Below are 26,774 nucleotides of genomic sequence, written 5' to 3'. Positions count from 1 at the left end.
TCGCTGATCCTCAACGTCCGCAACCGAGGCGCTGTGCCCGGCCTGCCCGACGACGCACGGCACTTCGACCACGGCGTCGTCGGGCAGGCCGGGCACAGCGCCTCGGTTGCGGACGTTGAGGATCAGCGAAGTGGGGTTGTTGCCCGCGATGGAGGTCATCAGGCTGAGCGCGACCTGCTCGTAGCCGCCGCCGTCCATGTCGCAGGCGTCGCGCTCACCGGCGTCGGCGACGGAGCGGCCCTCCGCCATGTAGGTGGCCTCGCGCTCCAATCGCACGTTCTCCCACAGCTCCAACGCATCGGGCGCGGCGAGGACCTGGGAGTAGAAGCGATCCTGTTGTGTCAGAAGGAATTCGCCGCGAGTCGTCGCCTGGCCGGAGATCGAAGCCAGGGTCTCGCGGGCGAAGTAGTAGTAGTGCAGGTACTCGTTGGGGATCGCGCGCAGCGTCCGCAGCCACGAAGCGCCGAAGAGCTTGCCCTCCTCGAAGGACGTCAGCGCGACGGGATCGTCGAACAGCGCGGGCAGGCGGTCGTGGCCGTTGACCCGCACGGCGCGCAGCCACCCGAGGTGGTTGAGCCCCACGTAGTCGAAGCCAGCGCGCTCGAAGGGAACGTCCAGCGCGCGGGCCACGCGGCGGCACAGGCCCACGGGGGAGTCGCAGATGCCGACGACACGGTCGCCGAGCACCGCCGACATGGCCTCGGTGACCATGCCCGCGGGGTTCGTGAAGTTGATCAGCCACGCGTCCGGAGCCAGTCTGTCCACAGTGGACGCGATCTCCATGGCGACCGGGATCGTCCGCAGCGCGTAACAGATCCCGCCAGCACCAACGGTTTCCTGGCCGAGCAAGTTCTCGCCGAGAGCCACGCGCTCGTCCAGTGTGCGACCGTGCAGGCCGCCGACGCGGATCGCGGAGAACACGACGTCGGCCCCGCGCGCCGCGTCCTCCAGCGACGTGGTCACGCGCAGCCGAGGGCGCCACGAACACGAAGCCGCCTGCCGGTCGAGAACGGCCGAAATCCCCTTGAGCCGCAAGGGATCGACGTCGTAGAGCACCAGCTCGTCCACCAGGCGGTCCGGATCGCCCAGCAGGCTCGAATGCACCAGCGGGACGCGGAACCCGCCGCCGCCCAGCACGACCAGTCTCATGCGCGCACTACCTCCACACCCGACTCGCTCATCACACTGAGCGTCCGTTCGTCCGCCCCGGCGTTGGTGACCAGGACGTTCACCTCGTCCGGCCCGCAGATCCTGGCCAGGCCCGCGCCCGGGAACTTCGCCGCGTCGGCGAGCAGCACCACCTGGTCGGCCGCGGCGAGCATGGCGCGCTTCTGCGGCACCTCGACCACGGTGTCGTCCATGACGGAGCCGTCGGCGCGCACGCCCGCCGTGCCCATGAACAGCCGGTTCGCCCGCACCTGGCGCAGCGCGTCCTCGGTCAGGAAGCCGACCATGGACCGGTAGTTCCGCCGCACCACGCCGCCGAGCAGGATCAGCTGCACCGCGTGGTCGCCGACCAGTTCCTCGTAGACGGCGAGGTTGCTGGTCATAACGGTGACGGCGCGCCCGTGCAGGTGCGCGGCGAGGCGGTGGGTGGTCGTGCCGATGTCCAGCAACAGCACCTCGCCGTCGGCGACCAGGTTCGCGGCGGCCCTGGCCACGGCGTCCTTGTCGGCCAGGTCCTCGCCCGCCGCGTAGTCGAAGGGCGGCTCGGCGTCAGCGCTGATCATCGCGCCGCCGTGCACCCTGGTCAGCACACCGTCGCGCTCAAGGCAGATCAGGTCGCGGCGGATGGTGGCGTGGCTGGCGTCCAGCAGCTCGGCGAGCGTCGTGACGGAGGCCGAGCCCTCCCGCGACAGGCATCGCAGGATCTCCGAGTGGCGGCGCTGAGGAAGCACGATCTGAACACTATCAGTCAAAACCGCTCACATCTGTGATCGTTTGGCCGGTGAAGTCCGAAGAAGTCCCAAAAAGTCCGATCCGCGTCAGGTGGCATGCTCATGTCTTGTCACATCTCTGCACGCGGGTGCAGACTCCACGAATTCGCAGGGGAGGAGTAGTCGGTGGATCATCAGCCGCCCCATGGCCCACACGACGAGCGCCACGACCACGACCACGTCGAGATCGAGGTGGACCTCGACGCGGGAGCGAAGCTGCCGGGGGAGCCCCCGGCGCTGGACGTGCTGCTCTCCGGCACGGTCTTCCTCGACATCATCTTCACCGGCCTGCCGCACCTGCCCAGGACCGGGACCGAGATCTGGTCGACCGGCCTCGGCTCCAGTCCCGGCGGGATCGCCAACCTCGCCGTCGCGCTGAGCAGGCTCCAGCTCAAGACCGGGCTGGCCGCCGCCTTCGGCGAGGACGTCTACGGCGACTTCTGCTGGGACGTGCTGGCCAACCAGGAGAAGGTCGACCTCACGCACTCGCGCCGCTTCTACGGCTGGCACTCGCCGCTGACGGTGTCCATGGCGGTCAACAAGGACCGCAGCATGGTCACGCACGGCCACGCGTCGCCCACCGGCGCCGACGAACTGCTCAGCCCGCCGCCGAGGACGCGCGCGTGCTTCGTGCACGTGGACCTGCACAGCGACAACTGGGTCAAGCAGGCCAAGCAGGACGGTTCGCTGCTGTTCGCCGACGTCGGCTGGGACCCGAGCGAGAAGTGGGCGCCCTCGATGCTGCGCGAGCTGCTCGACGGCTACCACGTCTTCCTGCCGAACTCCGTCGAAGCCACGCGCTACAGCCGCACCGACGACCCCAAGGCCGCAGCGCGCAAGCTCGCCGAGATCGTCCCGGTCGTCGTGGTCACGCGCGGCGGCGACGGCGCGGTCGCGGTGGACTCGCGCACCGGCGAGGAGGCCGAGGTCGGCGGGCTCAACGTGAACGCGCTCGACCCGACCGGAGCCGGGGACGTCTTCGGCGCGGGCTTCGTGTTCGGCACGCTGGCCGGGTGGCCGCTCGCCGACCGCGTGCACTTCGCCAACCTGTGCGCGGCGCTGTCGGTGCAGCACTTCGGCGGCTCGCTGTCGGCGCCCGGCTGGTGCGACATCGCCACGTGGTGGCGGGCGCTGAGCTGCCGCCCCGACGACGGCCTGCGCGGCTACCACTTCCTCGACGACCTGCTGCCCAGCCACGGCTGTGCCACCGTGCGCAGGGCCAGCCCGACGATCGGCCTCCGGGGAAACCCGTGATGTGAGGAGGAAACTTGCGCGGCTTCGCGGCGTCTCTCGCGGCCCTGTCCCTGTCCCTGGTCCTCGCCGGGTGCGTTCCCGGGTCCGGATCGAGCGGGCAGCGCCCGGCCGACCGCCCGGCGGGGGAGGTGCGCACCGACCCCGCGACCATGGGCGAGGTGACGCTGACCGTCTGGGACCAGGAGGTCCGGGGCGGTCAGGAGAAGCAGATCACCGCGCTGAACGACGCGTTCCAGCGCAAGTTCCCCACCATCAGGATCAAGCGGGTCGCGCGCTCCTTCGACGACCTGCGCAGCACCGTGAAGCTCGGGCTGACCGGAGCGGACGCGCCCGACGTCGTGCAGGTCAACAACGGCAAGCAGGACATGGGCTCGTTCGTCAAAGCCGGTCTGCTGCAACCGCTCGACGGCTACGCGACGGCGCACAAGTGGACCGAGCGGATGCCGGACTCCGTGCTGCGCCTCGCCAAGTACCCCGACAGCGGCGCCGTGCTCGGCGAGGGCAAGCTCTACGGCGTCGCGCAGACCGGCGAGCTGGTCGGGCTCTACTACAACAAGGAGAAGCTGGCCAAGCTCGGCGTCCAGCCGCCGAGGACCTGGGAGGAGTTCGACGCCGCGCTGGCCGCTGCCAAGCGCGCGGGCGAGCTGCCGATCCAGTTCGGCAACCTGGAGAAGAGCAGCGGCACCTACCTGTTCAGCCTCGCGATGCACCGCTACGGCAAGGCCGAGGAGGAGACGCGGCTGGCCACCGGCCGCGACGGCGTCACCTGGAACACCGACGCGAACAAGCAGGCCGCGCGGTTGGTGCTCTCCTGGGCCGACAACGGCTACTTCCCGCAGGGCTTCGCGGGGATCAAGGGCGATGACTCGTGGGCCGCCTTCGCCAGGGGCGAGGGCGTTTTCCACGTCAGCGGCACCTGGCTGAGCGCGGACCTGCAGGCGGCCATGGGCGACAAGGCCGGTTTCCAACTGCCTCCCGGGCAGACGGTCACCGGCGGCACGGGCCTGCCGTTCGCGGTCAGCGGGCGCAGCAAGAACCCGGACGCGGCTGCCGCCTACATCGACTTCATCACCAACTCCGCCGCGATGAAGGTGTTGGCGGACAACGGAAATCTGCCAGCGACCGAAGCGGACAAGCAGACGGTCTCCGGGCTCAACAAGGATGTCTTCGCCGCGTGGCAGACCGCTTCGCGCTCGACGCAGATGGTGCCGTACCTGGACTACGCGACGGCCACCGCCTACGACGTGGTGACCGGAGCGACCGAGCAGCTGCTGGCCAAGCAGCTCTCCGTCGAGCAGTTCCTGACGGTGTTGCAGGACGACCTGGACAAGAACCGTGGCGGCCGCTGAGCCGAGGCGCGTCGGCTACCTCTACATCCTGCCGGCGTTCCTCGTGTACGGACTGTTCCTGCTGTTCCCCTTGCTGCACAGCGGATGGATCTCCCTGTTCTCCTGGGACGGGCTGACGCTGGGCACGTTCGTCGGCTTGGAGAACTACGCCGCGCTCGCCGCCGACGTCGGGTTCCTGTCGGCCTTCGGGCACGTCGCCGTGCTGCTGGTGTTCTTCGCGGTGTTGCCGGTGAGCATCGGCCTCGTGCTCGCGACCGCCTTGTCCCGCACCAGGATTCGCGGCATGGCGTTCTTCCGGACCGCGTTGTTCCTGCCTCAGGTCGTCGCGATGGTCGTCGTCGCGATCGCGTGGCAGCGGATCTTCGCCCCGGACGGCGCGCTCAACGACCTGCTGCGCTTCGTGGGGCTCGACGGCCTGGTCACCGCGTGGCTGGGCGACTCGGGCACCGCGCTGATCGCGGTCGGGCTTGTGGGGACCTGGGTGCAGACCGGGCTCGCGGTCGTGCTCTTCCTCGGCGGCATCGGCAAGATCTCCAACGAGCTGTTCGACGCCGTGCGCCTCGACGGCGGTGGAGTCGTCCGCGAGTTCCGCACGGTGGTGCTCCCCGCGCTGCGCGCCGAGATCGGTGTGGCGCTGACGCTGACCGTGATCGCGGCGCTGCGCACGTTCGACCTCGTGTACGTGATGACTCCGCAGGGTGGCCCCGGCGGTTCGACCACCGTGCCGTCCTACGAGATCTACCACCGCGCGTTCCACAGTGGACAGGTCGGTTCGGCCGCTGCCATCGGGATCACGCTGACGGTACTCGCGTTCGTGATCACCTTTGGTATCACTAAGATCACCGGGAGGGATCGCTGATGAGGGCTTCCCGACTGGAACGCGTTGGTACATATGCGGTTCTGGGCGTTTTCACCGCCTACGCGCTCTACCCGGTGCTGGCGATCCTGTTCACCGCGCTGCGACCCGAGGTCGTCGGGCAGGGCGGGGTGCACTGGGAGAACTTCGTGACGGCGTGGCAGCAGGGCAACTTCGGCAGCTACCTCGGCACGAGCGCGATCGTCAGCGCGTGCGTCGTGGTGATCTCCGTGGTGCTGTCCGTGCTCGCCGGATATGCCTTCGGCACCATGCGCTTCCGCGGCCACCAGGCGCTGTTCTACCTGATGCTGGTCGGGATCATGGTGCCTGCGGAGGCCGTCGTGGTGCCGCTGTACTTCGATCTGCGAGACCTCGGGCTGACCAACACCTACGTGGCGCTGATCGGCCCTCAGGTCGCGCAGTCGGTGGCGTTCGGCGCTTTCTGGATGCGCACGTACTTCAGCTCGACCTCGCGGTCGATCGTGGAGGCGGCTCGGCTCGACGGCGCCGGGCACTGGCAGACGCTGTGGCGCGTGCTCCTGCCGATGGGCCGCCCGGCGCTCGTGACGCTGATCGTCATGGTGTTCATGTGGACCTGGAACGAGTTCCTGCTCGCGCTGGTCATGGTGACCGACGAGGCGCTGCGCACCGCTCCGCTCGGCCTGCGCTTCTTCTCCGGGCGCGCGGTGACCAGCGTGCCGCTGCTCGCCGCCGCGTCGGTGCTGGTCGCGCTGCCGGTGGTGCTGGTCTACCTGTTCCTGCAACGGCACTTCATCAGGGGGATGCTCGACGGCGCCGTGAAGGGCTGAGCAGGCGGATCGAAAGCGAGCCTTAACCGGCCGATGCCAGCCTGCTGAGATGACGCGAACGAGACTTGTGTTGAGCGGCCTCGCCTGTGCGAGCGCCGTGCTGCTCGGAGCCTCCGGGACCGCGCTCGCGGAGCCGGGGCCGGATGCCGAGCTGACCAGTGCCGCCACCGCCAAGAAGATCAAGGCCGACGCGGGCATCGTCCTGCTCAACTCCCACGTCAGCGGTCGCAACCACCCGGCATCGACCGCGCGCTCCAACATCAACGACGCCGCGGCGGGCCGCAAGGCCAGCACCAGCCCGTGGAGCGACGTCGGCGTCAAGAAGGTGACGCTGACCGACCGCACGCTCACCGGCATGCTCAAGATGCGCGCCACGGCCGGGTACAAGTTCCGCGTGACCACGATCGTCGGCGGCGACCACAGCTCCAACTCGCGGCACTACGCGGGGCTGGCCTTCGACGTCGACCAGATCAACGGGCGCGCGGTCAGCTCCAGTCACCCGAGCTACCGGGCGTTCATGAACAAGTGCCGCGCGTACGGCGCCACCGAGGTGCTCGGACCGGGCAACGCCGGGCACAGCGGGCACGTCCACTGCGCGTGGCCGCGCTGATCAGCTGAGTGCCGTAAGCACTTCGTAAGACCACATCACGCCTGCATGCGGGTCGTTGATCTGTTACACCACGACGATGGAGGAACTGCCGAAGGCCGACGTGACCGGCCGGGTGCTCGTCGTCGATGACGACCTCACCGTGCGCGACGTGGTCCGCCGCTACCTCGAACTCGCCGGGCACCAGGTGGAGCTGGCCGGAGACGGCGAAGAGGCGCTGCGCATGGCCGCCGAGCGCGAACCCGACCTCGTCGTGCTCGACCTCATGCTGCCCGGCGTCGACGGCCTGGAGGTCTGCCGCCGTCTCCGCGAGCGCAGCGCCGTCCCGGTGATCATGCTGACCGCGCGGGGGGACGAGGAGGACCGCGTCCTCGGGCTGTCCCTCGGCGCCGACGACTACGTCAGCAAGCCGTTCAGCGCCCGGGAGCTGGCCCTCCGCGTCTCCTCCGTGCTCCGGCGGGTCGGTTCCCGGCCGGTCCCCGCCGCGACGCCCGCGCTCGCCGACGGGACGCTCCGGCTGGACCTCACCGCGCGGCGGGCCGAGCGCGACGGCGGCGAGCTGACCCTGACCGGGCGCGAGTTCGACCTCCTCGCCTTCCTGATGGCGCATCCGGGCCGCGCGTACAGCCGCGCCGACCTGCTGGCCGAGGTGTGGGGCTGGGAGTTCGGCGACCAGTCGACGGTGACGGTGCACGTGCGGCGGCTCAGGGAGAAGATCGAGGCCGATCCGGCCGCTCCCGCCCGGATCGCGACGGTGTGGGGCGTCGGCTACCGCTACGACCCCTCGGGGTGAGCCCGGTGCTCGCCGACCTGCCGAAGATGGCGCTGATCGGGCTCGCCTGCGCGGTGCCCGTCGCGGCGATCGGCACTGTATTACTGCACCGTCTGCGACGCGGCTCCCTGACCGTCTCCATGGCGGTGCTCGTGCTCGTCCCGTTGGCGGCGACGCTGGCCGGGATCATCGGCATCTGCGGCTTCATGTACACCCAGCAGACCCAGGCCGCGCTCGTGGTGTGCGGGCTGGTCACAGTGATCACCGTGCCGGTGGCGCTGCTGCTCGGCCGATCGATCAGCAGGCGCAGCGTGTGGGAGCGCGAGGCCGCTTCGGTCCGGCGCGAGTTGGTGTCGTGGATCAGCCACGACCTGCGCACGCCGCTCGCGGGCGTTCGGGTCATGACGGAGGCGCTCGCGGACGGCGTGGTGTCCGACCCCGCTGAGGTCCGTGAGTACGTCCTGCGCGTTCGCGGCGAGACCGACCGCCTCTCCGCGATGGTCGACGACCTCTTCGAGCTCTCACGGATCAACGCGGGCGAAGTACGGCCTCGGCGCGATCCGGTGCCCCTGCGCGACGTCGTGGAGGACGTTGTGGGCTCCTCCTCCGTGCGCGTGGAGGTAGAGGAGTGGCCTGTGGTGCTCGGGGGACAGCGCGAGCTGACGCGGGCGTTGCGCAATCTGCTCGACAACGCGCTCCGGCACACCCCTGAGGGCGGCGTTGTGACCGTGCGCGCGGGCGTGGCTGACGGAGCCGCCTGGGTGACGGTCGACGACGAGTGCGGAGGCATCCCGCCGGGCGATCTTGACCGCGTCTTCGACGTCGCCTTTCGCGGTGGTCAGGCGCGTACGCCGGGGGAGTCGGGGGCCGGCCTGGGCCTGCCGATCGCTCAGGGTTTGGTGCGCGCGCTCGGGGGTTCGCTCGACGTGTCCAACCACGGCGCGGGCTGTCGTTTCCGGCTCACCGTGCCCCGTTCGTCGCAGGTAGAGCGTGTTTAGGCCGCTCAGGCGCGCGTTCCCTCAAGGTTGCCTTAACTAACGGTAGTTGTTTGTGGGATAGATCACCCCCCAGGCGGGTGAGGGTTGCCCCTACTGGTAACCCCCCGTTAGCTTCGCCGCTGCACATCACGGTCCGAACAGCACCACGGACACGGCACCGGCAGCCCAGGCCGGAGCCACCCCGGATCCCCCGCCGGGTGTCCCGTCCGGACTCCCCGACGTGAGTGAAAGGGCTGGTAGTGGCTCGACATCGTTCCCCGGGTGGGGCAACCTCCCCGGCTCTCGAAGAAGCTTTGCGACGCGCAGGCAGGACCACCGCCCCGAAGCGGGTCCGCCGTCCGTCCAGCACCACCAAGCCCGCTCCCGCAGGCAAGGCCGCGGTCGCAGCGGTCGCGGCGGGCGCCCTGATCGTCATCGGTTACCAGGGTGTCGCCGCCGGAAGCAGTGCCGATTCCTCCGCGGCCGAGGCCAACCTCTTCAAGGCCCGCTACGCCGCCCCGCCCAAGGCCGTCGAGATGCTGCCCAACCTGGCGCAGGCCGACCCTTCGGCGGAACTCGCCAAGCTGAGCCTGGGCGTGCGCGTCAAGGACGAGCGCACCGCCGCCGAGAACCAGGCGCGCGCCGCGGCCGAAGAGGCCGCGAAGAAGGCCGTGAAGGCCGCCGAGGACGCCAAGAAGGCCGCCGAGGAGAAGAAGAACTCCGTCCGCGGTGCCTTCGCCAAGCCCGCCGAGGGAAGGCTCACCTCCGGCTTCGGCGCCCGCTGGGGCACCACCCACCGCGGCATCGACATCGCCAACGCCATCGGCACCCCGATCCGGGCCGCCGCGGCGGGCGTGGTCATCGACGCCGGTCCGGCCAGCGGCTTCGGCCTGTGGGTCCGCGTGCAGCACGAGGACGGCACCATCACCACCTACGGGCACATGAACACCATCACCACCCGGCTCGGCGCGAAGGTGAGCGCGGGCGAGCAGATCGCCACCATCGGCAACCGCGGCCAGTCCACCGGCCCGCACCTGCACTTCGAGGTCAAGCTGCCCGGCGGTCGCGACGTCGACCCCATCGGCTGGCTCGCCCAGCGCGGCATCCGCGTCTGACCCACCCCTCGTTTCGCGCGCCTTCCGTGCTGAACGAGTCATTGAGGTTGGTCCACGTTTCGCCCTGAACGGGTCGTTTGGTGCGCTCACCGCACTGAACGACCCGTTCAGTGCGTTCACCGCACCGAACGAGCCGTTCGCCAGGCGCCAACCACCTGAACGAGTCATTCGCGTGGTTGGGCGTGCTGAATGACTCGTTCAGCACGGTCAACGTGGTCAATGACTCGTTCAGGTGGTTGAACGGACTGAACGAGTCATTGAGGTGGAGCGCGCCGATCGGACGAGCGCCGTGCGGGGCGTTCGGCGGTACGCGGGTCTGACAGTTTCTGACAAGGTCTTCACGTTGTACGTCAACGACTGACTTTGGGGAACGCATGGTCAGACGGACCGCGACGGTGCTGCTGGGCGCCGCGCTCCTGGTGCTGACGACGGCCGGGACGGCGTCGGCGGCGAGCAAGAACGGCAAGTGCGAGTCGGGCGAGCTGTGCGTGTACCGGCTGGCCAACTACACGGGCGGCCTGCTCGACTTCGTGGGCGACGACGCCAACTACACCAACGGCGACGTCTTCCACGGTACGACGTACTCGCTGGACAACCGCGCCTCGTCGGTGGTCAACAACGATCCGGCCCGCTGCGTGACGCTCTACCAGGACATCAACCACGCGAAGCCGCTGATCACGATCGGCCCGCGTTCGGCGGTGTCGCACCTGCGACAGCTGGACAACCTGGCCAGCTCGCACAAGTGGACGGCGTGCTGACATGGCCCAGCTGAACCGCCGCGTCTTCCTGCTCGGCGGCCTCGTCGCCGCGACCGGAGCGACGCCCGCCCGCGCGCTCAGCGCCTCGCCGTTCACCCTCGGAGTCGCATCGGGGGAACCGAGCGCGGACGGCTTCGTGCTGTGGACCCGCCTCGCGGTCGCCCCGCTCAACGGCGACGGCCTCGGCGGCATGCCCAACCGTGATGTCGAAGTCCGTTGGGAGGTCTCGGAAAACGAGTCCTTCGCCCCGCTGGCCGCCTCGGGCACCGTGCTCGCTCGCCCGGCCGACGCGCACACGGTGCACGTGGAGGTCGGCGGCTTGAAGGCGGGCGCGAAGTACTTCTACCGCTTCCTCTCAGACGGCCACGAGTCCCCGCACGGGACGGCCGGGACCGCTCCGTCGGGCTTGGCGTCGAAGCTGACGTTCGCGTTCGCCTCGTGCGCGCACTACGAGCACGGTTTCTTCCACGCCTACCGCTACATGGCGCAGGACAAGCCCGATCTCGTGCTCTTCCTCGGCGACTACATCTACGAAGCGCCGTGGCGCACGAGCGCCGGGCCGGTGCCCAATCCGAGCCGGAAGTACGTGCCGCGCAAGGAAGTCACGACGCTCGCCGAGTACCGCCTGCGCTACGCCCAGCACCGGATGGACCCCAACCTCCAGGCCGCGCACGCCGCCGCGCCGTGGCTCGTGGTGTTCGACGACCACGAGGTGGAGAACAACTGGGCGGCCGACCACCGCGGTGACAACGACCCCGCCGGAGACTTCAAGGCGCGCAAGACCGCCGCACTGCGAGCCTTCTACGAGAACATGCCCCTCCGTGCCGCGCAGCGTCCGACCGGGACCGCGATTCCCTTGTACCGCAGGGTTTCCTGGGGCGGGCTCGCGCGCTTCCACATGCTCGACACGCGTCAGTACCGGTGGAAGCAGGCCGCGGCGAAGGACTGCGGAGTGATCCGCGACCCCCGCCGCACGCTGACCGGCGACGTGCAGGAGAAGTGGCTGCTCGACGGGCTCGCCCAGCCAGCGTCGCGGTGGGATTTCCTTGGCCAGCAAGTGTTCTTCGCTCAGCGCGACGACGACGGCAAGCCCGCGACCTGTGATGTGAGCACCGACGCGTGGGACGGCTACCCGCACTCGCGCGACCGGATCGTCCAGGGCTGGCTCGACCGCAAGGTGCGCAACCCGATCGTGCTGACCGGCGACGTGCACCGGCACTGGGCGGCGAACATCAAGCAGGACTACTTCGCCGCCAACGCGCCCGTCGTCGGCACGGAGTTCGTGGTCGGCTCGATCACCTCGCCCAACGACGGAGTCCCGGGCGCGGCGTACCTGAAAGCCAACCCGCACCTGCGTTTCGTCAGTCAACGGCGCGGCTACGCGCACACCACGGTCACACCGGAGAAGCTGACGACGCAGTACGTCACCGTGTCGAACGCGCTGGAACCCAACCCCGCCAAGGTGACCAGGAGCGTGGCGAAGACCTACACCGTCGTCGACGGCAAGGCCGGGCTCGGCTGAGGCTCGGAGGAGTCGATCTGCCGGATGCCCTTGCTGAAGAAGCAGTAGAGCGCGGTGAGGGCGCACCCGGCGCCGATCACGACGAAGCCGAACGGCGCGCCGAAGCCGTCCACCACCGGCCCGGCGGCGAGCAGGCCGACCGGGGTGAGCGCTCCGCTCAGCGCGACCACCGTGCCGATCACCCGGCCACGCAGGTGGTCCGGGGTGCGCTCCTGGAGCCCGGTCGCCATGATCGGGTTCAGCGGTCCCGCGGCGATGCCCACCGCGACGGCCAGCGCGATCATGCCGTAGACCGGCGGCGTGAACACGAACAGCGCGAGGCCGACTCCGGCCAGCAGCAGTCCGGCGCTCAGCGTCATCCGCATGTTGAGCTTCTCCGCGACCATGCCGTAGGCCAGCGAACCGATCACCGTGCCGACCGGGAACGCCGCCAGCACGAGCCCGGCCAGCGCGGGCGAGACCTGCTCGCCCTGGAGGTAGGCCGGGAAGAACACCGGGTCGATCGGGCTCAGGAAGATCATCGCGATCACCGACATCAGCGTGACCGAGCGCAGCACCGGGTCGCGCAGCACGAACACCAGGCCCGTGCGCACCGAGCGCAGGTAGGACTCCTCGCGGGCCTGCGGGCGCGGCGGCACCCTCGGCACGCCGAACCAGACCAGCAGCACCGCGAGCAGGAACATGCCGACGGTCAGCCACAACGTGTTCGCCGGCCCGAAGATCCCGATCAGCACGCCGGCCACCGCGGGCCCGCCGAATGCGCCGAGGCTGTCCACCGTCTCGCCCCAGGCGTTGATCTTCACGAGCGGGACGCCGGAGTGCTTGGCCACGTCAGGCCGCAGCGACTCGCGCGCGGCCATGCCCGGGCCGTCGAAGGTCGCGCCGATCGCCACCAGCAGCGCCATCAACGCGGCGTCGATCCCGACCAGCATGTCCATGATCGGCACGGCCGCCACCGCGAGCGCGCTCAGCACGTCCGCGCCGTTGCTCACCAGTTTCCGCCCGAGGCGGTCGATCAGCGCGCTGCCGAACATCGCCGACAGCAGGCCCGGCAGCACCGCCGCCGAGCCCACCACACCCGCGATCGTCGCGCTGCCCGTGCGCTGCAGGATCAGCCACGGCAGCGCCATCGCCACGATCGAGTTGCCCATCACCGACAGCCCGGTCGCCCCCAGCAGGCACCAGACCGCCCCACGCTTCTTCTCAGGAACCCCCACGGTCCGAAACGGTACACCACTGTTCCACTCCGCGACCTTGGGGTGAAGCCCTGAACGACCCGTTCAGGTCCCCCAACGCACCAAACGACCCGTTCGGCGCGCTCAGCGCACCAAACGGGTCGTTCAGGGCTTACGCCACCGCGAGCTCAGGAGAGGGCGGGGATGATCTTGGTGCCGTAGGCGGCGATGGTGGCCTCCTTGGCGTCGTGCATGTTGTAGACGGCGAACTGGTCGACGCCGAGCGAGCGCAGGTGCTCCAGCTTCTCGATGTGCCGCTCGGGCGGGCCGATCAGGCAGAAGCGGTCCACGATCTCGTCGGGCACGAAGTCGGTGCTGGGGTTGCCCGCCTTGCCGTGGTGGCTGTAGTCGTAGCCCTGCCGCTCCTTGATGTAGGCGGTCAGCGCCTCCGGCACCATGTCGGAGTGCTCGCCGTAGCGCGACACCAGGTCGGCGACGTGGTTGCCGACCATGCCGCCGAACCACCGGCACTGCGACCGCGCGTGGTCCAGGTCCTCGCTGACGTACGCGGGCGCCGCGACGCAGATCTTCACCGAAGCGGGGTCACGGCCGGCGTCGGATGCGGCCGTGCGCACGGCCTTGACCATCCACTCGGTGAGGTACGGGTCGGCGAGCTGGAGGATGAAGCCGTCCGCCTGGCGACCGGTCATCTCCAGCGCCTTCGGCCCGTAGGCCGCCATCCACACGGGCAGCGAACCGTCGCGGACCCACGGGATCTGCACGTCCTTGTCGTTGACGGTGACCGAACGGCCCTCCGCCAGCTCCTTGATCACGTGCATGGCCTCGCCAAGGCGCGCCAACGTGTTCGGCTTGTTGCCGACGACGCGCATGGCGGAGTCGCCGCGCCCGATCCCGCAGACAGTGCGGTTGCCGTACATGTCGTTGAGCGTGGCGAACAACGACGCGGTGACCGACCAGTCCCTGGTGCCCGGATTGGTCACCATCGGCCCGACGATCATGTTCGAGGTCTGCGCCAGGATCTGGCTGTAGATCACGAACGGCTCCTGCCAGAGGATGCAGGAGTCGAAGGTCCAGCCGTAGCCGAACCCGGCGTCCTCGGAGCGCTTCATCAGCTCGATCACCCCGGAGGCGGGTGGATCGGTCTGCAACACCATGCCGAAGTCCATCGCGCGCTCCTATCGGTTCTGCGGGAAGCCGAGATCGATACCGCGGTCGGCCGGGTTGGGCCAGCGCGACGTGACGACCTTGCCGCGCGTGTAGAAGTGCACGCCCTCCGGCCCGTACGCGTGGCTGTCGCCGAACAACGACGCCTTCCACCCGCCGAAGGAGTAATAGGAGACCGGGACCGGGATCGGCACGTTCACGCCGACCATGCCCGCCTCGACCTCGTTCTGGAACTTCCGCGCGGCCCCACCGTCCCTGGTGAAGATCGCCGCGCCGTTGCCCCACTGGTTCTCGTTGATCAGCCGCACGCCCTCGTCGTAGCTGTCCGCGCGGACCACCGACAGCACCGGCCCGAAGATCTCGTCGGTGTAGACGCTCATCTCCGGCGTGACGTGGTCGATCAGGCTCACACCGAGGAAGAACCCGTCCCCGTCAACGGAAAGCTCGCGCCCGTCGACCACGACCGAAGCGCCCGCAGCCGCGCCAGCCTCCACATAGGACGCGACCTTGTCGCGGTGCTCGCGCGTGATCAGCGGACCCATCTCGGACTTCGGGTCGTCGCCGGGACCGATGCGCAGGTTCGCGATCCGCTCGGTGATCTTCGGGACCAGCTCATCGCCCGCCGCGCCGACCGCGACCAGCACGGAGACGGCCATGCAGCGCTCACCAGCAGAGCCGTAAGCAGCCGAGACCGCGGCGTCGGCGGCGAGGTCCATGTCCGCGTCGGGCAGCACGATCATGTGGTTCTTCGCGCCACCGAGGGCCTGAACCCGTTTGCCCGCAGTGGTTCCACGCGAGTACACGTGCTGCGCGATCGGCGTGGAGCCGACGAACGACACGGCCTTCACGTCGGTGTGGTCGAGCAGCGCGTTCACCGCCGTCGCGTCACCGTGCACCACGTTCAGCACGCCCGGCGGGAGCCCGGCCTCGCCGAACAGCTCCGCGACGCGCAGCGCCGCCGACGGGTCCTTCTCGCTCGGCTTGAGCACGAAGGTGTTGCCGCAGGCGATCGCGATCGGGAACATCCACAGTGGAACCATCGCCGGGAAGTTGAACGGCGTGATGCCCGCGACCACGCCGAGCGGTTGGCGCAGCGAGTACACGTCCACCGACGTGGACGCGCCCTCGGAGTACCCGCCCTTCAGCAGTTGCGGGATGCCACAAGCGAATTCCACGACCTCAAGCCCGCGCGCGACCTCGCCGAGCGCGTCCGAGTGCACCTTGCCGTGCTCGGAGGTCAGCAGCGACGCGATCTCGTCGCGGTTGCGGTGCAACAGCTCCCGGTAGGCGAACAGCACCTGCGAGCGCTTCGCCAGCGAGGCGTTGCGCCAGGACTCGAAGGCCTCCTTGGCCGTCGCGACCGCAGTGTCCACATCGGACACCGAAGCGAGCGCGACCTGCCCGGACCGCTCACCGGTCGCCGGGTTGGTCACCGCGCCGAAACGCCCCGAGGTGCCCTCGGTGAGCTCGCCGCCGATCCAGTGGTTGATCGTCTTCACGCACAAGCTCCTAGGTGAGGTACTGGCAGGTCTCGCGCGGCACATAGGCGCCGTCGCCCTTGCGGCCGTGGTAGTTCTCGCCCTCGATGAGGACGCGGCCCCTGGACAGCACGGTCTCGACCTTGCCGGTGATCCGCTTGCCCTCGTAGCAGGAGTAGTCGACCGCCATGTGGTGCGTCTCGGCGGAGAGCACCTGCTCCGCGTTCGGGTCGTAGATCACCACGTCGGCGTCCGCGCCCGGCTGGAGCACGCCCTTGCGCCCGTACAGGCCGAACATCCGCGCCGGGGTGGCGCAGGCGATCTCGACCCACCGGCGGCGGCTGATGTGCCCGTCCACCACGCCCTGGTGCAGCAGGTCCATCCGGTTCTCCACGCCGGGCAGACCGTTGGGGATCTTGGTGAAGTCGCCGAGCCCGAGCACCTTCTGGTCGTTGAAGCAGAAGGGGCAGTGGTCGGTGGACACCACGGACAGGTCGTTGGTGCGCAAGCCCTTCCACAGCTCGGCCTGGTGCTCCATCGGCCGCAGCGGCGTCGAGCACACGTACTTCGAGCCCTCGAATCCCGGCTTCGCCAAGTCCTCTGTGGACAGGTAGAGGTACTGGGGGCAGGTCTCCGCGAAGACGTTGAGCCCCATGTCCCGCGCGGTCGCGACCTCGGCCAGCGCCTGCGACGCCGAGAGGTGCACGACGTAGAGCGGGGAGCCCGCGACGCGCGCGAGCTGGATCGCCCGGTGCGTCGCCTCGGACTCCAGCAGCTCGCGGCGCACGACGCCGTGGTACTTCGGATCGGTCTGACCGCGCTCAAGTGCTTGTGCCGCAAGGACGTCGATCGCGATGCCGTTCTCGGCGTGCATCATGATCAGGCCGCCGTTGTCCCCGGCGCGCTGCATCGCGCGCAGGATCTGGCCGTCGTCGCTGTAGAGCACGCCCGGGTAGGCCATGAACAGCTTGAAGCTGGTCACGCCCTCGCCGACGAGGGTGTCCATCTCCTTGAGCGACTGGTCGTTCACGTCGCTGACGATCATGTGGAAGGCGTAGTCGATGGCGCACTGGCCCTCGGCCTTGGCGTGCCACGCGTCCAGGCCCTCGCGCAGCGAGGAACCCTTCTGCTGGATGGCGAAGTCCACGATCGTCGTGGTCCCGCCCCACGCCGCCGCGCGCGTGCCCGTCTCGAAGGTGTCCGCCGCGACGGTGCCGCCGAAGGGCATCTCCATGTGCGTGTGCGCGTCGACGCCGCCGGGCAGCACGTACTTGCCCGTCGCGTCGATCACCTTGTCCGCGCCCGCCGTCCACGAGGACGCCAGTTCGGAGCCGGTGACCGCGAGCGCGACGACCTTGTCGTCCTCGATCAGCACATCGGCGTGCAGCTCGCCGGAGGAGTTGATCACGAGGCCGTACTGGATGACCGTCCTCATGCCGACGCCTCCTGCGCGACGGTGAGCGCGTGCCTCAGCACCCGCAGGCCTTCTTCGGCCTCGGCGCGGGTCAGCGACAGCGGCGGCGCGAGGCGCAACACGTTGCCGTGCAAGCCACCCTTGCCGATCAGCAGTCCGCCTTCGCGCGCCGCGTTCAGCGCGGCCGTCGCGGCGGCGGGAGCCGGGTCGAGCGTGCCGGGCTTGACCAGCTCGACGCCGATCATCAGGCCCTTGCCGCGCACGTCCGCGACGACCGGCAGCTCTTCTCCGGCGGCGCGCAGCTGCTCGATCAGCCAGCCGCCGATCTCACGTGAGTTCGCTGGCAGGTCGTTGTCCAGCAGGTACTTCAGGTTCGCCAGGCCCGCCGCCATGGTGATCGGGCTGCCGCCGAAGGTGGACAACGAGTTGGCCTGCAAGCAGTTCATCACGTCCGCGCGCGCGATCACGCCACCGATGGAGGTGCCGTTGCCGATGCCCTTGGCGAAGGTGACGATGTCCGGCGTGACGCCCTCGGGGGCGTGCGCCTGCCAGCCCCAGAAGTTCTCGCCGGTGCGGCCCCAGCCGGTCTGCACCTCGTCGCTGATCCACAGGATGCCGTGCTCGTCCAGCACCTCCTTGAAGGCGCCGTAGAGCCCGTCCGGCGGGACGCTGAACCCGCCGACGCCCTGGATCGGCTCGGCGATCAGGCACGCGACGTTCTTCGCGGTCTGGTCCAGCACCTCGCGCAGGTCCGCGACGCACGCGGCGATGTACTCGCCCTTCGGCAGGTCCTTGAACGGGCTGCGGAAGCTGTTGGCGCCGTGCACGTAGAAGGTCTGGAACGGCGACAGGCTGGTCGCCGACCACGCCGAGTTCCCGGTGATCGACACCGCCGAGAACGAGCGCCCGTGGTAGCTGTTGCGCATCGCCAACACCTGGTTGGACTTGCGGTAGCTCGTCGCCAGCAGCAGCGCGGCGTCGTTGGCCTCGGTGCCGCTGGTGGTGAAGAAGACCCGCGCGTCCGGGATGCCGGAGACCTCGGCGATCTGCTCGGCCAGCTCCACCATGTGACGGCTCATGTAGACCGTCGAGGTGTGCAGGATCTTCCCGGCCTGCTCGGTGATCGCCTTGGTGACCTCGGGCAGCGCGTGCGCCGTCATCGTGGTCAGGATGCCGCCGAAGAAGTCCAGGTAGCGGTTGCCCTCGGCGTCCCAGACGTGGCGGCCCTCGCCGCGGTCCAGCTCGATGGGCGGGTCGTAGTAGGTGGCGATCCAGCTCGGCATGACCGCCTGGTGCCGCTTGTAAAGATCCGCGTGCGTTCCCATAGTGATCAGGCCTCCGTCAGCGGGCCGTAGGCGTCCGGGCGGCGGTCGCGGTAGAACGCCCACTGCTGCCGCACTTCGTCGATCAGGTCGAGGTCGAGGTCGCGCACGACCAGCTCCTCGTCGTGCGCGCTGGCCGGCTCGCCGACGAACTGGCCGCGCGGGTCCACGAAGTAGCTCGTGCCGTAGAAGTCGTTGTCGCCGTACTCCTCGACGCCGACCCGGTTGATCGCGGCCACGAAGTACTCGTTGGCCACGGCCGCCGCGGGCTGCTCCAGCTGCCAGAGGTAGGCCGACAGGCCGCGGCTGGTGGCGGAGGGGTTGTAGACGATCTGCGCGCCGGCCAGGCCCAGCGCGCGCCAGCCCTCCGGGAAGTGCCGGTCGTAGCAGATGTAGACGCCGACCTTGCCGACCGCGGTGTCGAACACCGGCCAGCCCAGGTTGCCCGGCTTGAAGTAGTACTTCTCCCAGAAGCCCTTGACCTGCGGGATGTGGTGCTTGCGGTACTTGCCCAGGTAGGAGCCGTCGGCGTCGATCACGGCGGCGGTGTTGTAGTAGAAGCCGGACTGCTCGACCTCGTAGATCGGCACGACCAGCACCATGCCGGTCTCCTTGGCCAGCGCCTGCATCCGCTTCACGGTGGGGCCGTCCGGCACGGGCTCGGCCCACTTGTAGTGCTCGGGCTCCTGCACCTGGCAGAAGTAGGGGGCGTTGAACACCTCCTGGAAGCCCATGATCTTGGCGCCCTGCGCGGCGGCGTCGCGGGCGTACTTCTCGTGCAGCTCTGTCATCGACTCGGCGTCGCCGGTCCACTTGGTCTGGACGAGCGCCGCGCGCACCACGTTGGCCATGCCGGAAGCTCCCTGCGGGGGTGGGCGGTAGAGGGTGTAGAACCTATGAAGCGGAACACACTGGTGCAATACATGTTTTGTTACCGGACAAACTTTTCACCCGAGTGCCGGTGGTGGCGGTGGACGTTGACCTGAGCTGGCTCGCGAACAAGATCGAAGACACCTCGGCCGAGGGCATAGCCGCCTCGGTGAACCGGCTGATCAGGGCCGGTGAGCTGGCCGTTGGCGGCAAACTGCCCACGGTGCGGGCGCTGGCGCGTGAGATCGGCGTGAGCCCCACGACGGTCAGCGAGTCGTGGCGCTCACTGACCCGGATCGGCGCGATCGAGACCCGGGGCCGCAACGGCACCTTCGTCACCGGAGGGCAGCGCCGAGCCGAGCCCGCGCGCTTCTGGCGGCTCGCCGGGGCGACCGGGCGGTTCACCCGCGACCTCTCCGCGGGCGTCCCCGACCCCGAGCTGCTGCCCCCGCTCGGCCCCGCGCTCGCGCGCGTGGACGGCCAACCGCCGCTGTCGGGGTACCTGGACACGCCGGTGCTGCCCGAGCTGGAGCGGCTGGTCCGCGAGTCGTGGCGGGGGATCTGCGACCCGCAGGAGCTGACCATCGTCAACGGCTCGCTCGACGGCATCGACCGCGCGCTCAGCCAGCTCGTCGCGCTCGGTGACCGGGTGATCGTGGAGAACCCGACGTTCCCGCCGTTCCTGGACCTGCTCGACGCCGTCGGAGCGACCGCGCTGCCCGTGCCGATGGACGCCGAGGGCATGTGCCCGGACGCGCTGCGCGCCGCGCTGGCCGAACGGCCGACCGCGCTGTTGATGCAGCCGCGCGCGCAGAACCCGACCGGGACCAGCACCTCCGCCGCGCGGATCGCCGAGCTGGGCGCGCTGCTGGCGGAGGCCCCGGACGTGGTGGTGATCGAGGACGACCACGTCGGCGACGTCGCGGTGGCCCCGCCGGTGAGCCTGGCGTCGGCGCTGCCCGAACGGGTCGTGCGCATCCAGAGCTTCTCCAAGTCGCACGGCCCTGACCTGCGGCTGGCCGCTCTCGGCGGGCCTTCGCGGCTGGTCGGGCCGCTCGTCGCGAGGCGGCACCTCGGCGCGGCGTGGTCGAGTCGGCTGCTCCAGGAGATCCTCGTCGGCATGCTCACCGATCCGGGCAGCGTCGCCGCCGTCGCCCGGGCGCGGACGGTGTACGCGCAGCGGCGGGAGGCCCTGCGCACCGCGCTCGACGCCCGGGGCGTGCAGTCCATCGGCGCCGACGGCATCAACCTCTGGGTGGAGGTGGAGCGCGAGCGGGAAGCCCTCGTCGTGCTCGCCGCCCAGGGCATCGGCGCCGCCCCGGGCTCGCCGTTCCTCGTCCGCGCCACCGGGACGCACCACCTGCGCATCACGACCGCCGTGCTCCCACTGTCCGAAGTGGACACCGTCGCCGACGCCCTGGCCGAGGCCGCCCGGCCCTATCCCCGCTACACGCCCAACGCCATGTGACCGTGTCCTCAGCGCATGAATGCGGCGGGCGGCACCACCGTGAAGGTGGCTTGGCCGCCCGCCGCTGAGAGGGCCGCATCGTCCGCGTGCTTCAGCGGGGCGGCCACCAGGTCATGCGCGCTTCACCGGCGCGGGTAAAGGGTCTCGGGGCCACGGCCGGACCCATCTCGGGGCCGGGCTCGCCGTCATGGTGCTGCTGTGCTCGGAGCCCGCTCGGACGCCTTCGGTCACCATGTCGCACGCTCACAAGCTCTCCGCGCGTCGTACGCCTTGACACCGACGTCGAGCAGTTCGTCGACGCAGCGCGCGAAGTGGTAGTCGGAGTCGAAGCCGCGTTCGCCGTGCCAGCACGCGTTGTCGTGCGTGCGGTCCGTCTCGATCCCCACGCGCTCCAAGTACTTCAGGCACTGCCCGATGTCCGCTGAGGCCGTTGGGGCGATCGCCACTGGCAGTGCGAGCGCGGCGAGTGCGGCGACGGTGAGCTGGGCCACTCGTGAGGTGCGGGACACGACAGAGTCCTCCTGCGGTCAGCGGTTGCGGTGTGTCTCCAGCACACCCCGGGAATGCTTGTGCGGCAACGAAATGCACACCGCAGGAGTTCTTCACGCGGTCGTGGTGGCCCATGCGGGGGGCCGAAGTGGACGCTGTGTGCCGCACTGGGCCGATCGTGCGGTGCGGTGTCACCGGAGCGGGAGCGTTGGCGTGGGCACACCGTCACGCGTTCGCCCGATGGGGCGGTGTACCGTCGACACGTGCTCGCCAGGCTGTTGACTCCCCGCTGGTTGGTGCTGCATGTGCTGGCCGTCATCTGGGTGGTCGTGTGCTGCGCGCTCGGCTGGTGGCAGTGGGAGCGCTCGCAGTCCGCGGGCGGCAGCTTCCTCAACCTCGGGTACGCCCTCCAGTGGCCGCTGTTCGCGCTCTTCGGCGTGTACATGTGGGTGCGGACGGCGCGCATGGAGCTCGCCGAGGAGCGCGGGGAGGCCCCCGTCGCGCCCGCTCCGGCGCAGACCAAGCCGACCAGCTACGGGCGCCGCCCCGTGGCCGCCCCGACGCCTGGCGACGCGGACCCCGAGATGGACGAGTACAACCGCTACCTCCGCGAACTCCGCGATCAGGAGACGAGATGACCCAGCAGGACGCACCCACCGAGGACTCGCTCGCGGAGACGCGCATCGCCAAGGCGCTCGTGCGGTTCCGGGTGATGGCCTACATCGTGGGTTTCGCCCTGCTCGGGCTGCTCGTGGCGATGGGGCTGCGCCTGACCACCGACATCACCACGCCGTCGGCGATCATCGCGCCCGCGCACGGCTTCCTCTACATGGTGTACCTGGTGGCCGCCTTCGACCTCGCCCAGCGCTGCAAGTGGTCCGCCAAGGGCACGCTGCTGGTGCTCATCGCGGGCACCATCCCCTTCGTGTCCTTCTACGCGGAGAAGCAGGTCGTGCGCCGCGTCCAGGCGGGCGAGAAGCTCTAAACCATCACCGTGGCGCGGGCGGTGTTCACGGAATCCGAGGAATCACACGCTCCGCCACGTGCTTCGCCGCCGCACATCCGTCCCGGTTCGGCGCGGAGTTGTCAATGACGACGATCAGCCACTCTCCAGCGGGTGAATCGAAGGCCAGATCGCACTCCCCTGGTTCTCCCTTCATTAATCCCTGGCCAACGGCGGTTCGTTTTCCGGCGACGGCCATTTCCGTGCGGCCCTTGAAGCTGTCCTGATTCAACTTCGATTCTGGGATGAAGCTGAGGCTGACCGAGATGGTTTCCCCGATTCCTCCCGTTTTCAGGTGATATCCGCACGAAGGGGAGTATTTCTCTTCACGTTCGGGGGAGCTTGGCGAGACTTGTCCCTGGACGGGGAAGTCGGCGGGAGTCATCAAGCGGCACAGGTCCGCAGCGGTTGGGACTTGTCCCGGCGCGAGTACCGGGCTCGGTGTGCTCGGGGAAGTGGCCTGGCCGGTGACAACACCGGAGCAGCCGGCGAGAGCCGTGGTCGTGCCCATGATGGCCAGCCACACGTGGCTCTTACGGGCGAGGCTCATGATCCGGCCTTCCACTGGAGTTCTGCGCCCTTCCGGTCGTTGGCTTCGAGTGCGGTCGCCATTCCGACTATGCGTCTTCGGAACTCGACCAGGGCGTCATGGTATCGCTGCCAGAACCAGACGAGTCCGCCCTCTTGGTCTGAGCTGCGGTGGATGAACTTCTCCCGCATCGCCTGCCCGGCTCGCGTGGCGCCGAAATCAATCTTCTGTGCCCTATATGAGAACTGCCTTGCGGCTCTGAGTTCCTTCTCCGCGATCTGGATCAACTCGTCCATGTGCTTGGTGACCCACTCCTTGGTGCCCGCGTCCATGTGGATCTGTCCGGTGGACACCATGTCGCTCACCTGGGCGAGGCCGTCGCGCTCCCACGGGTCGTTGTTCCATGGCATGTCGCTCGACACCGGTTCGGTCACATACCGGACGGTACGGGAAGTCATTGCCAGGGGCGCACAGAACCGGCGTTCGCGCGGGGGTTACCCAGGGAGGTCCTCGGGGTGGTCGACGTCGGCGCCGGAGGCCACGTCGTCGCAGGGCACGAGCAGGGGCGGGTGTTCGCGGAGGTAGTCGCGGGCGCCTTGGTCGCCGGTGGCGGAGGTGGCGACGGCGGCCCAGTGGGCGCGGCCGAGCAGGACGGGGTGCCCGCGTTGGCCGGAGTAGGACGCGGCGGCGAGCACGCCCGGTGAGGCCAGCGAGGCGACACGGCGGACGGCGGAGGGGGTGACGCCGGGCATGTCGACGGGGAGCACGAGCACGGCGGCGGCCCGGCACGAGATCAGGCCCATCAGCCCGGCGCGCAGGGAGGAGCCCATGCCGGTCGCCCAGTCGGGGTTGTGCACGACAAGCGCTCCGGAGAGCGAGGCGCGGGCGCGGACCTCGTCGGCCCGCGCCCCGACCACGACGACCACCGGGTCCGCGCCGGCCTCGCGCAGCGTCCGCGCCGCGCGTTCCACGAGCAGTTCGCCGCGCAGCTCGACGAGAGCCTTGGGCCCGCCGTAGCGGACCCCGGCTCCTGCGGCCAACACGATCCCGGCAGCCTGGTTCATCGCACGATCAACGCCAGTTCCTCCGGCAGTTCGGTGACGGGGCGGGCCGCGACGACCTCGGTGGCCGCGGCCTCGGTCAGTCCGCAGTCGCCGGTCAGCACCGCGACCGCGTGCTCGGCGGGCAGCAGGTTGAACCAGCTCAACGCCTGCGAGGTCGCGGCGTCCTCGGTCAGCTTGCCCCACAACCGGAACCGCGCCACGCCGCCATCGGGGTGGATGTCGAGCCGGACGTGCGTCACGGGGGCGTTTCCGCTGAGCCGGAAGCGGTGCCGGGTGTCGGGCAGCACCTCGGTGTGCTCCAGCAACGGGAACCACGAGTCGGGGTCGTCGGGGTTCTCGCTGCCCAGCAAGCTGATCGCGTGCGGCGGATTGCCCTTGTAGTGCAATGTGGACAGTTCGGCGACCTTGGGCACGGCCGCTCCGGCCAGGCGGAGCACGGCCCAGTCGTTGCCCTCGCCGCGCCGCCGCGCGGTTTCCCAGCCGTCGCTCATGAACTTGGACTCCCCGGGCTGCAACATGTTGTTGGGCGGGGAGAAGAAGCTGTCGCTGCACGCCGTCGTCCGGCCGCCGTTGAGCAGCGCGACGAGGTCCATCGGGATGTCGGCCAGCTCGCGCGGATCGGGTAACGGCTCGCCGAGCACGCGCAAGCGCGCGACGCCGCCGTCGGGGTGGATGGTCAGCCGCACGTGGGTGAAGCGCTGCGAGTTGGAGACCTGGAAGGTGTTGGCGGTGTTGCCCTGCAACGGACTTCGCGGCACGAGTTCGACCCACTTGTGGTCGTCCAGTTCGGACGGCGCGGGGTAGCCCTCCACGGCCGTGGCCTCGACGGTGCAGCTCTCCGGGTAGTTGCCGACGAAGTACGCGGTGTCCACGACGACGCTGCGGACGAGTCCGGGCGCGCCGAGCCGCACGACCACCCAGTCGGAACCGGGATCGCCACGGCGGCGCCGGGTCTCCCAGCCGTCGTACTCCTGGCCCTTGGGGGTGAAGGTGTGCGGGCGGAAGGTCGGCGCTTCCGCCTTGATCAGGTTCTCCTTCTCGGCGAAGAACTCGTCGTTGGCGGCGATCACCGATCCGCCGAGCGAGCGGGCGGCGAGGTCGGGCAGGTCGGGCTGGTCGGTCACCGGGTGTCCCTCCTGAGCAGTACTCCAACGGGGTCCTGGCCTGCCGGGGTGCCGCGCAGCCAGGTCTCGGTCACCACGCCGCGCAGGGTTCGGCCCGCGTACGGCGTGACAGGGTTGCGGTGCAACAGGTTCCCGGTGTCCACGGTGAACTCGGCGTCGGGGTCGAACGCGACCAGGTCGGCATCGGCGCCCACTGTGATCGCGCCCTTGCGGCCGGTGAGCCCGGCCAGCTCGGCGGGTCCGGCGCTCATCCACCGCACCACATCGGCCAGCTCGTGCCCGCGCCGTCGCGCCTCGGTCCACATCACCGGCAACCCCAGTTGGAGCGAGGAGATGCCGCCCCACGCGGTGCCGAAACTGCCTTCCTTCAACGTTTCCGTGCAGGGGGAGTGGTCGGAGACGACGCAGGTGATCGTGCCGTCAGCCAGCGCGCGCCACAGCTCGTCGGCGTTCTCTCGGCCGCGGATCGGCGGACAGCACTTGAAAGCCGTCGCGCCGTCAGGGATTTCCTTCGCGTCCAGGGTCAGGTAGTGGGGGCAGCTCTCCGCGCTGAGCGTGGACGAGCGGATCTCCCCGAGCGCGGACGCCGATGACAGGTGCAGCACGTGCACCCGCGCTCGCGCGCGTTCCGCCAAGCCCGCGAGCCGTGCGATGGCCTTGTCCTCGGCGCGCGGCGGTCGTGAGGCCAGGAATCCCGCGTACTCGTCGCTGTCCGGCGCTTCGGCCAGCTCGGCGGGGTCCTCGGCGTGCACGATGAGCAGGGCGTCCATCCGCCGCAGCTCCGCGAGCACGTCAGGGAGTTCGGCCCAGGACAGTGGCGGGAACTCGTCCACGCCGGACGGGGACGTGAAGCACTTGAAGCCGAAGACCCCGGCCTCGTGCAGCTCGGCGAGGTGGTGGGTGTTGCCGGGGATCGCGCCGCCCCAGAAGCCCACGTCGACATAGCATTTTCCTTGTGCAGCAGCACGTTTGGTCGCGAGGGCCGCAGCATCCACTGTGGGCGGTAACGAGTTCAGCGGCATGTCGATCAGCGTGGTGACACCGCCCGCAGCGGCTGCGCGCGTCGCCGTCGCGAAGCCCTCCCACTCCGTCCGACCGGGCTCGTTGATGTGCACGTGCGAGTCGACGAGCCCGGGAAGCAGTGCGAGGTCAGCGAGATCCACCTCGACCGGAGAGTCCACTGTGGACTCGTAGTCGGCGATCTCGGCGATCCTGCCGTCCCGCGCGCACACCGCCGCGGGGCGCACGCTGTCGGGGAGGTGGGTGCACCGGGAGCGCACGACCAGGTCGTACGCGGTCACTGAGGATTCCTCTGCGAGGCGCACCACTTGCGCCAGTCGCCGACCTCGGAGATGTCGATCAGCTGGTCGGCGCCGCCGTAGGACTTGCGCAGAACGGTTGCCAGGCAGGCGGTTCCGTCCTCCAGTTCGATCACGCCCAGCTCCAGCTCGGCGGGCTCGGCCGGGAGGAGGTGGTGCAGCAGCGTCTCCAGCGGCACGTCGTACAGCTCGCCGACGACGCTGTGCCCGCCCTCGCCGACCTCGTGCATGGCGGGGAACCGGTTGCCGACGGAGAAGTACCGGTACTTCGGCGCGCTGCGGGCCACGCGCACCGGCTCCGCGCCTTGGAGCTGATGGTGCAACGGGCCGCCGCGCATGCCGCCGCCATTGAGGAACAGCAGTGCCATTACCGCCTCC

28 protein-coding genes are annotated in these 26,774 nt (G+C 69.6%); 13 read left to right on the top strand and 15 right to left on the bottom strand.

Annotated elements, in window-relative coordinates:
- Both CCN37_RS10505 and CCN37_RS10500 read right to left on the bottom strand, forming a co-directional pair.
- On the bottom strand, window positions 1–1,149 hold a 1,149-nt coding region (locus CCN37_RS10505; protein WP_086820524.1), incomplete at its 3' end, for a 6-phospho-beta-glucosidase.
- The gene (locus tag CCN37_RS10500; protein ID WP_086820523.1) at window positions 1,146–1,898 is read right to left on the bottom strand and encodes a DeoR/GlpR family DNA-binding transcription regulator; all 753 of its coding nucleotides are present in this window, start codon (window positions 1,896–1,898) and stop codon (window positions 1,146–1,148) included. The genes CCN37_RS10505 and CCN37_RS10500, both read right to left, overlap by 4 nt.
- 165 nt (window positions 1,899–2,063) lie before the next feature.
- Between CCN37_RS10500 and CCN37_RS10495 the strand changes: the two genes are divergently transcribed.
- From CCN37_RS10495 to CCN37_RS10450, 10 genes are all read left to right on the top strand, one after another.
- Window positions 2,064–3,191, top strand: a complete 1,128-nt coding sequence (locus CCN37_RS10495; protein ID WP_371503936.1) for a carbohydrate kinase family protein — start codon at window positions 2,064–2,066, stop codon at window positions 3,189–3,191.
- Between the two features lie 14 nt (window positions 3,192–3,205).
- Window positions 3,206–4,540, top strand: coding sequence for an extracellular solute-binding protein (locus CCN37_RS10490; RefSeq protein ID WP_086820522.1), 1,335 nt, complete (start codon window positions 3,206–3,208; stop codon window positions 4,538–4,540).
- Window positions 4,527–5,399 (top strand): carbohydrate ABC transporter permease, encoded by an 873-nt coding sequence (locus CCN37_RS10485; protein ID WP_086820521.1) that lies wholly within the window; start codon window positions 4,527–4,529, stop codon window positions 5,397–5,399. The genes CCN37_RS10490 and CCN37_RS10485 overlap by 14 nt, the downstream gene beginning before the upstream one ends.
- Entirely contained in the window at window positions 5,399–6,205 is an 807-nt protein-coding gene (locus CCN37_RS10480; protein WP_086820520.1) for a carbohydrate ABC transporter permease, read from the top strand. The genes CCN37_RS10485 and CCN37_RS10480 overlap by 1 nt, the downstream gene beginning before the upstream one ends.
- 49 nt (window positions 6,206–6,254) lie before the next feature.
- Window positions 6,255–6,815: a hypothetical protein gene (locus tag CCN37_RS10475; RefSeq protein ID WP_086820519.1), complete on the top strand. Its 561-nt coding sequence runs from the start codon at window positions 6,255–6,257 to the stop codon at window positions 6,813–6,815.
- A 76-nt stretch (window positions 6,816–6,891) separates the two neighbouring features.
- Window positions 6,892–7,605, top strand: coding sequence for a response regulator transcription factor (locus tag CCN37_RS10470; RefSeq protein WP_086820518.1), 714 nt, complete (start codon window positions 6,892–6,894; stop codon window positions 7,603–7,605).
- Between the two features lie 26 nt (window positions 7,606–7,631).
- Window positions 7,632–8,582: a HAMP domain-containing sensor histidine kinase gene (locus tag CCN37_RS10465; RefSeq protein ID WP_086820530.1), complete on the top strand. Its 951-nt coding sequence runs from the start codon at window positions 7,632–7,634 to the stop codon at window positions 8,580–8,582.
- A gap of 293 nt (window positions 8,583–8,875) precedes the next feature.
- Window positions 8,876–9,676, top strand: a complete 801-nt coding sequence (locus CCN37_RS10460; RefSeq protein ID WP_246842932.1) for a M23 family metallopeptidase — start codon at window positions 8,876–8,878, stop codon at window positions 9,674–9,676.
- 374 nt (window positions 9,677–10,050) lie between these two features.
- The gene (locus CCN37_RS10455) at window positions 10,051–10,434 is read left to right on the top strand and encodes a peptidase inhibitor family I36 protein (RefSeq protein ID WP_086820517.1); all 384 of its coding nucleotides are present in this window, start codon (window positions 10,051–10,053) and stop codon (window positions 10,432–10,434) included.
- A 1-nt stretch (window position 10,435) separates the two neighbouring features.
- The gene (locus CCN37_RS10450) at window positions 10,436–11,956 is read left to right on the top strand and encodes an alkaline phosphatase (RefSeq protein WP_086820516.1); all 1,521 of its coding nucleotides are present in this window, start codon (window positions 10,436–10,438) and stop codon (window positions 11,954–11,956) included.
- Here the strand turns inward: CCN37_RS10450 and CCN37_RS10445 are convergent.
- From CCN37_RS10445 to CCN37_RS10420, 6 genes are all read right to left on the bottom strand, one after another.
- Entirely contained in the window at window positions 11,920–13,173 is a 1,254-nt protein-coding gene (locus tag CCN37_RS10445) for an MFS transporter (protein WP_210407957.1), read from the bottom strand. The two genes, CCN37_RS10450 and CCN37_RS10445, sit on opposite strands and share 37 nt — an antisense overlap.
- 146 nt (window positions 13,174–13,319) lie before the next feature.
- Window positions 13,320–14,318 (bottom strand): TIGR03842 family LLM class F420-dependent oxidoreductase, encoded by a 999-nt coding sequence (locus CCN37_RS10440; protein WP_086820515.1) that lies wholly within the window; start codon window positions 14,316–14,318, stop codon window positions 13,320–13,322.
- Between the two features lie 9 nt (window positions 14,319–14,327).
- Window positions 14,328–15,860, bottom strand: a complete 1,533-nt coding sequence (locus CCN37_RS10435) for a CoA-acylating methylmalonate-semialdehyde dehydrogenase (RefSeq protein ID WP_371503932.1) — start codon at window positions 15,858–15,860, stop codon at window positions 14,328–14,330.
- Complete coding sequence (gene hydA, locus CCN37_RS10430) at window positions 15,826–17,229, bottom strand: dihydropyrimidinase (protein WP_086820513.1); 1,404 nt, start codon at window positions 17,227–17,229, stop codon at window positions 15,826–15,828. The genes CCN37_RS10435 and hydA overlap by 35 nt, the downstream gene beginning before the upstream one ends.
- The gene (locus CCN37_RS10425; protein WP_086820512.1) at window positions 17,226–18,533 is read right to left on the bottom strand and encodes an aspartate aminotransferase family protein; all 1,308 of its coding nucleotides are present in this window, start codon (window positions 18,531–18,533) and stop codon (window positions 17,226–17,228) included. Before CCN37_RS10425 ends, hydA begins: the two co-directional genes overlap by 4 nt.
- A gap of 5 nt (window positions 18,534–18,538) precedes the next feature.
- A complete protein-coding gene (locus tag CCN37_RS10420; RefSeq protein WP_086820511.1) occupies window positions 18,539–19,381 on the bottom strand; it encodes a nitrilase-related carbon-nitrogen hydrolase in 843 nt (280 codons plus the stop codon).
- Window positions 19,382–19,500: 119 nt separating this feature from the next.
- Here CCN37_RS10420 and CCN37_RS10415 point away from each other — a divergent pair, with 119 nt between their 5' ends.
- Complete coding sequence (locus CCN37_RS10415) at window positions 19,501–20,868, top strand: aminotransferase class I/II-fold pyridoxal phosphate-dependent enzyme (protein ID WP_210407956.1); 1,368 nt, start codon at window positions 19,501–19,503, stop codon at window positions 20,866–20,868.
- Window positions 20,869–21,095: 227 nt separating this feature from the next.
- Here the strand turns inward: CCN37_RS10415 and CCN37_RS10410 are convergent, their stop codons facing one another.
- Entirely contained in the window at window positions 21,096–21,377 is a 282-nt protein-coding gene (locus CCN37_RS10410; RefSeq protein WP_143261541.1) for a hypothetical protein, read from the bottom strand.
- 243 nt (window positions 21,378–21,620) lie between these two features.
- Between CCN37_RS10410 and CCN37_RS10405 the strand changes: the two genes are divergently transcribed.
- Together CCN37_RS10405 and CCN37_RS10400 are read left to right on the top strand one after the other, a co-directional pair.
- Window positions 21,621–21,995 carry a hypothetical protein gene (locus CCN37_RS10405; RefSeq protein ID WP_086820509.1) on the top strand — a complete coding sequence of 125 codons (375 nt, stop codon included), beginning with the start codon at window positions 21,621–21,623 and terminating at the stop codon, window positions 21,993–21,995.
- On the top strand, window positions 21,992–22,342 hold the full coding sequence (locus CCN37_RS10400; RefSeq protein WP_086820508.1) for a DUF3817 domain-containing protein: 351 nt from the start codon (window positions 21,992–21,994) through the stop codon (window positions 22,340–22,342). The genes CCN37_RS10405 and CCN37_RS10400 overlap by 4 nt, the downstream gene beginning before the upstream one ends.
- Window positions 22,343–22,367: 25 nt before the next feature.
- Here CCN37_RS10400 and CCN37_RS10395 read toward each other — a convergent pair whose 3' ends face one another.
- The 6 genes from CCN37_RS10395 to CCN37_RS10370 are packed head-to-tail and all read right to left on the bottom strand — an operon-like array spanning window position 22,368 to window position 26,764.
- On the bottom strand, window positions 22,368–22,910 hold the full coding sequence (locus tag CCN37_RS10395; protein ID WP_086820507.1) for a DUF3558 domain-containing protein: 543 nt from the start codon (window positions 22,908–22,910) through the stop codon (window positions 22,368–22,370).
- A complete protein-coding gene (locus tag CCN37_RS10390) occupies window positions 22,907–23,323 on the bottom strand; it encodes a hypothetical protein (protein ID WP_143261540.1) in 417 nt (138 codons plus the stop codon). Before CCN37_RS10390 ends, CCN37_RS10395 begins: the two co-directional genes overlap by 4 nt.
- Before the next feature lie 60 nt (window positions 23,324–23,383).
- The gene (locus tag CCN37_RS10385) at window positions 23,384–23,953 is read right to left on the bottom strand and encodes an NTP transferase domain-containing protein (RefSeq protein ID WP_086820505.1); all 570 of its coding nucleotides are present in this window, start codon (window positions 23,951–23,953) and stop codon (window positions 23,384–23,386) included.
- Window positions 23,950–25,077 carry an allantoicase gene (gene alc / locus CCN37_RS10380; protein ID WP_086820504.1) on the bottom strand — a complete coding sequence of 376 codons (1,128 nt, stop codon included), beginning with the start codon at window positions 25,075–25,077 and terminating at the stop codon, window positions 23,950–23,952. Before alc ends, CCN37_RS10385 begins: the two co-directional genes overlap by 4 nt.
- On the bottom strand, window positions 25,074–26,378 hold the full coding sequence (allB, locus tag CCN37_RS10375) for an allantoinase AllB (protein WP_086820503.1): 1,305 nt from the start codon (window positions 26,376–26,378) through the stop codon (window positions 25,074–25,076). Before allB ends, alc begins: the two co-directional genes overlap by 4 nt.
- Window positions 26,375–26,764 (bottom strand): gamma-glutamylcyclotransferase, encoded by a 390-nt coding sequence (locus CCN37_RS10370; RefSeq protein ID WP_086820502.1) that lies wholly within the window; start codon window positions 26,762–26,764, stop codon window positions 26,375–26,377. Before CCN37_RS10370 ends, allB begins: the two co-directional genes overlap by 4 nt.
- Window positions 26,765–26,774: the final 10 nt, after the last annotated feature.

Origin of the sequence: Allokutzneria sp. NRRL B-24872 (genome assembly GCF_002155965.1) — a bacterium.
Lineage (GTDB): Bacteria > Actinomycetota > Actinomycetes > Mycobacteriales > Pseudonocardiaceae > Allokutzneria.
The sequence above is the reverse complement of the archived record's forward strand: the minus strand, read 5'-3'. Positions and strand labels throughout refer to the sequence as shown.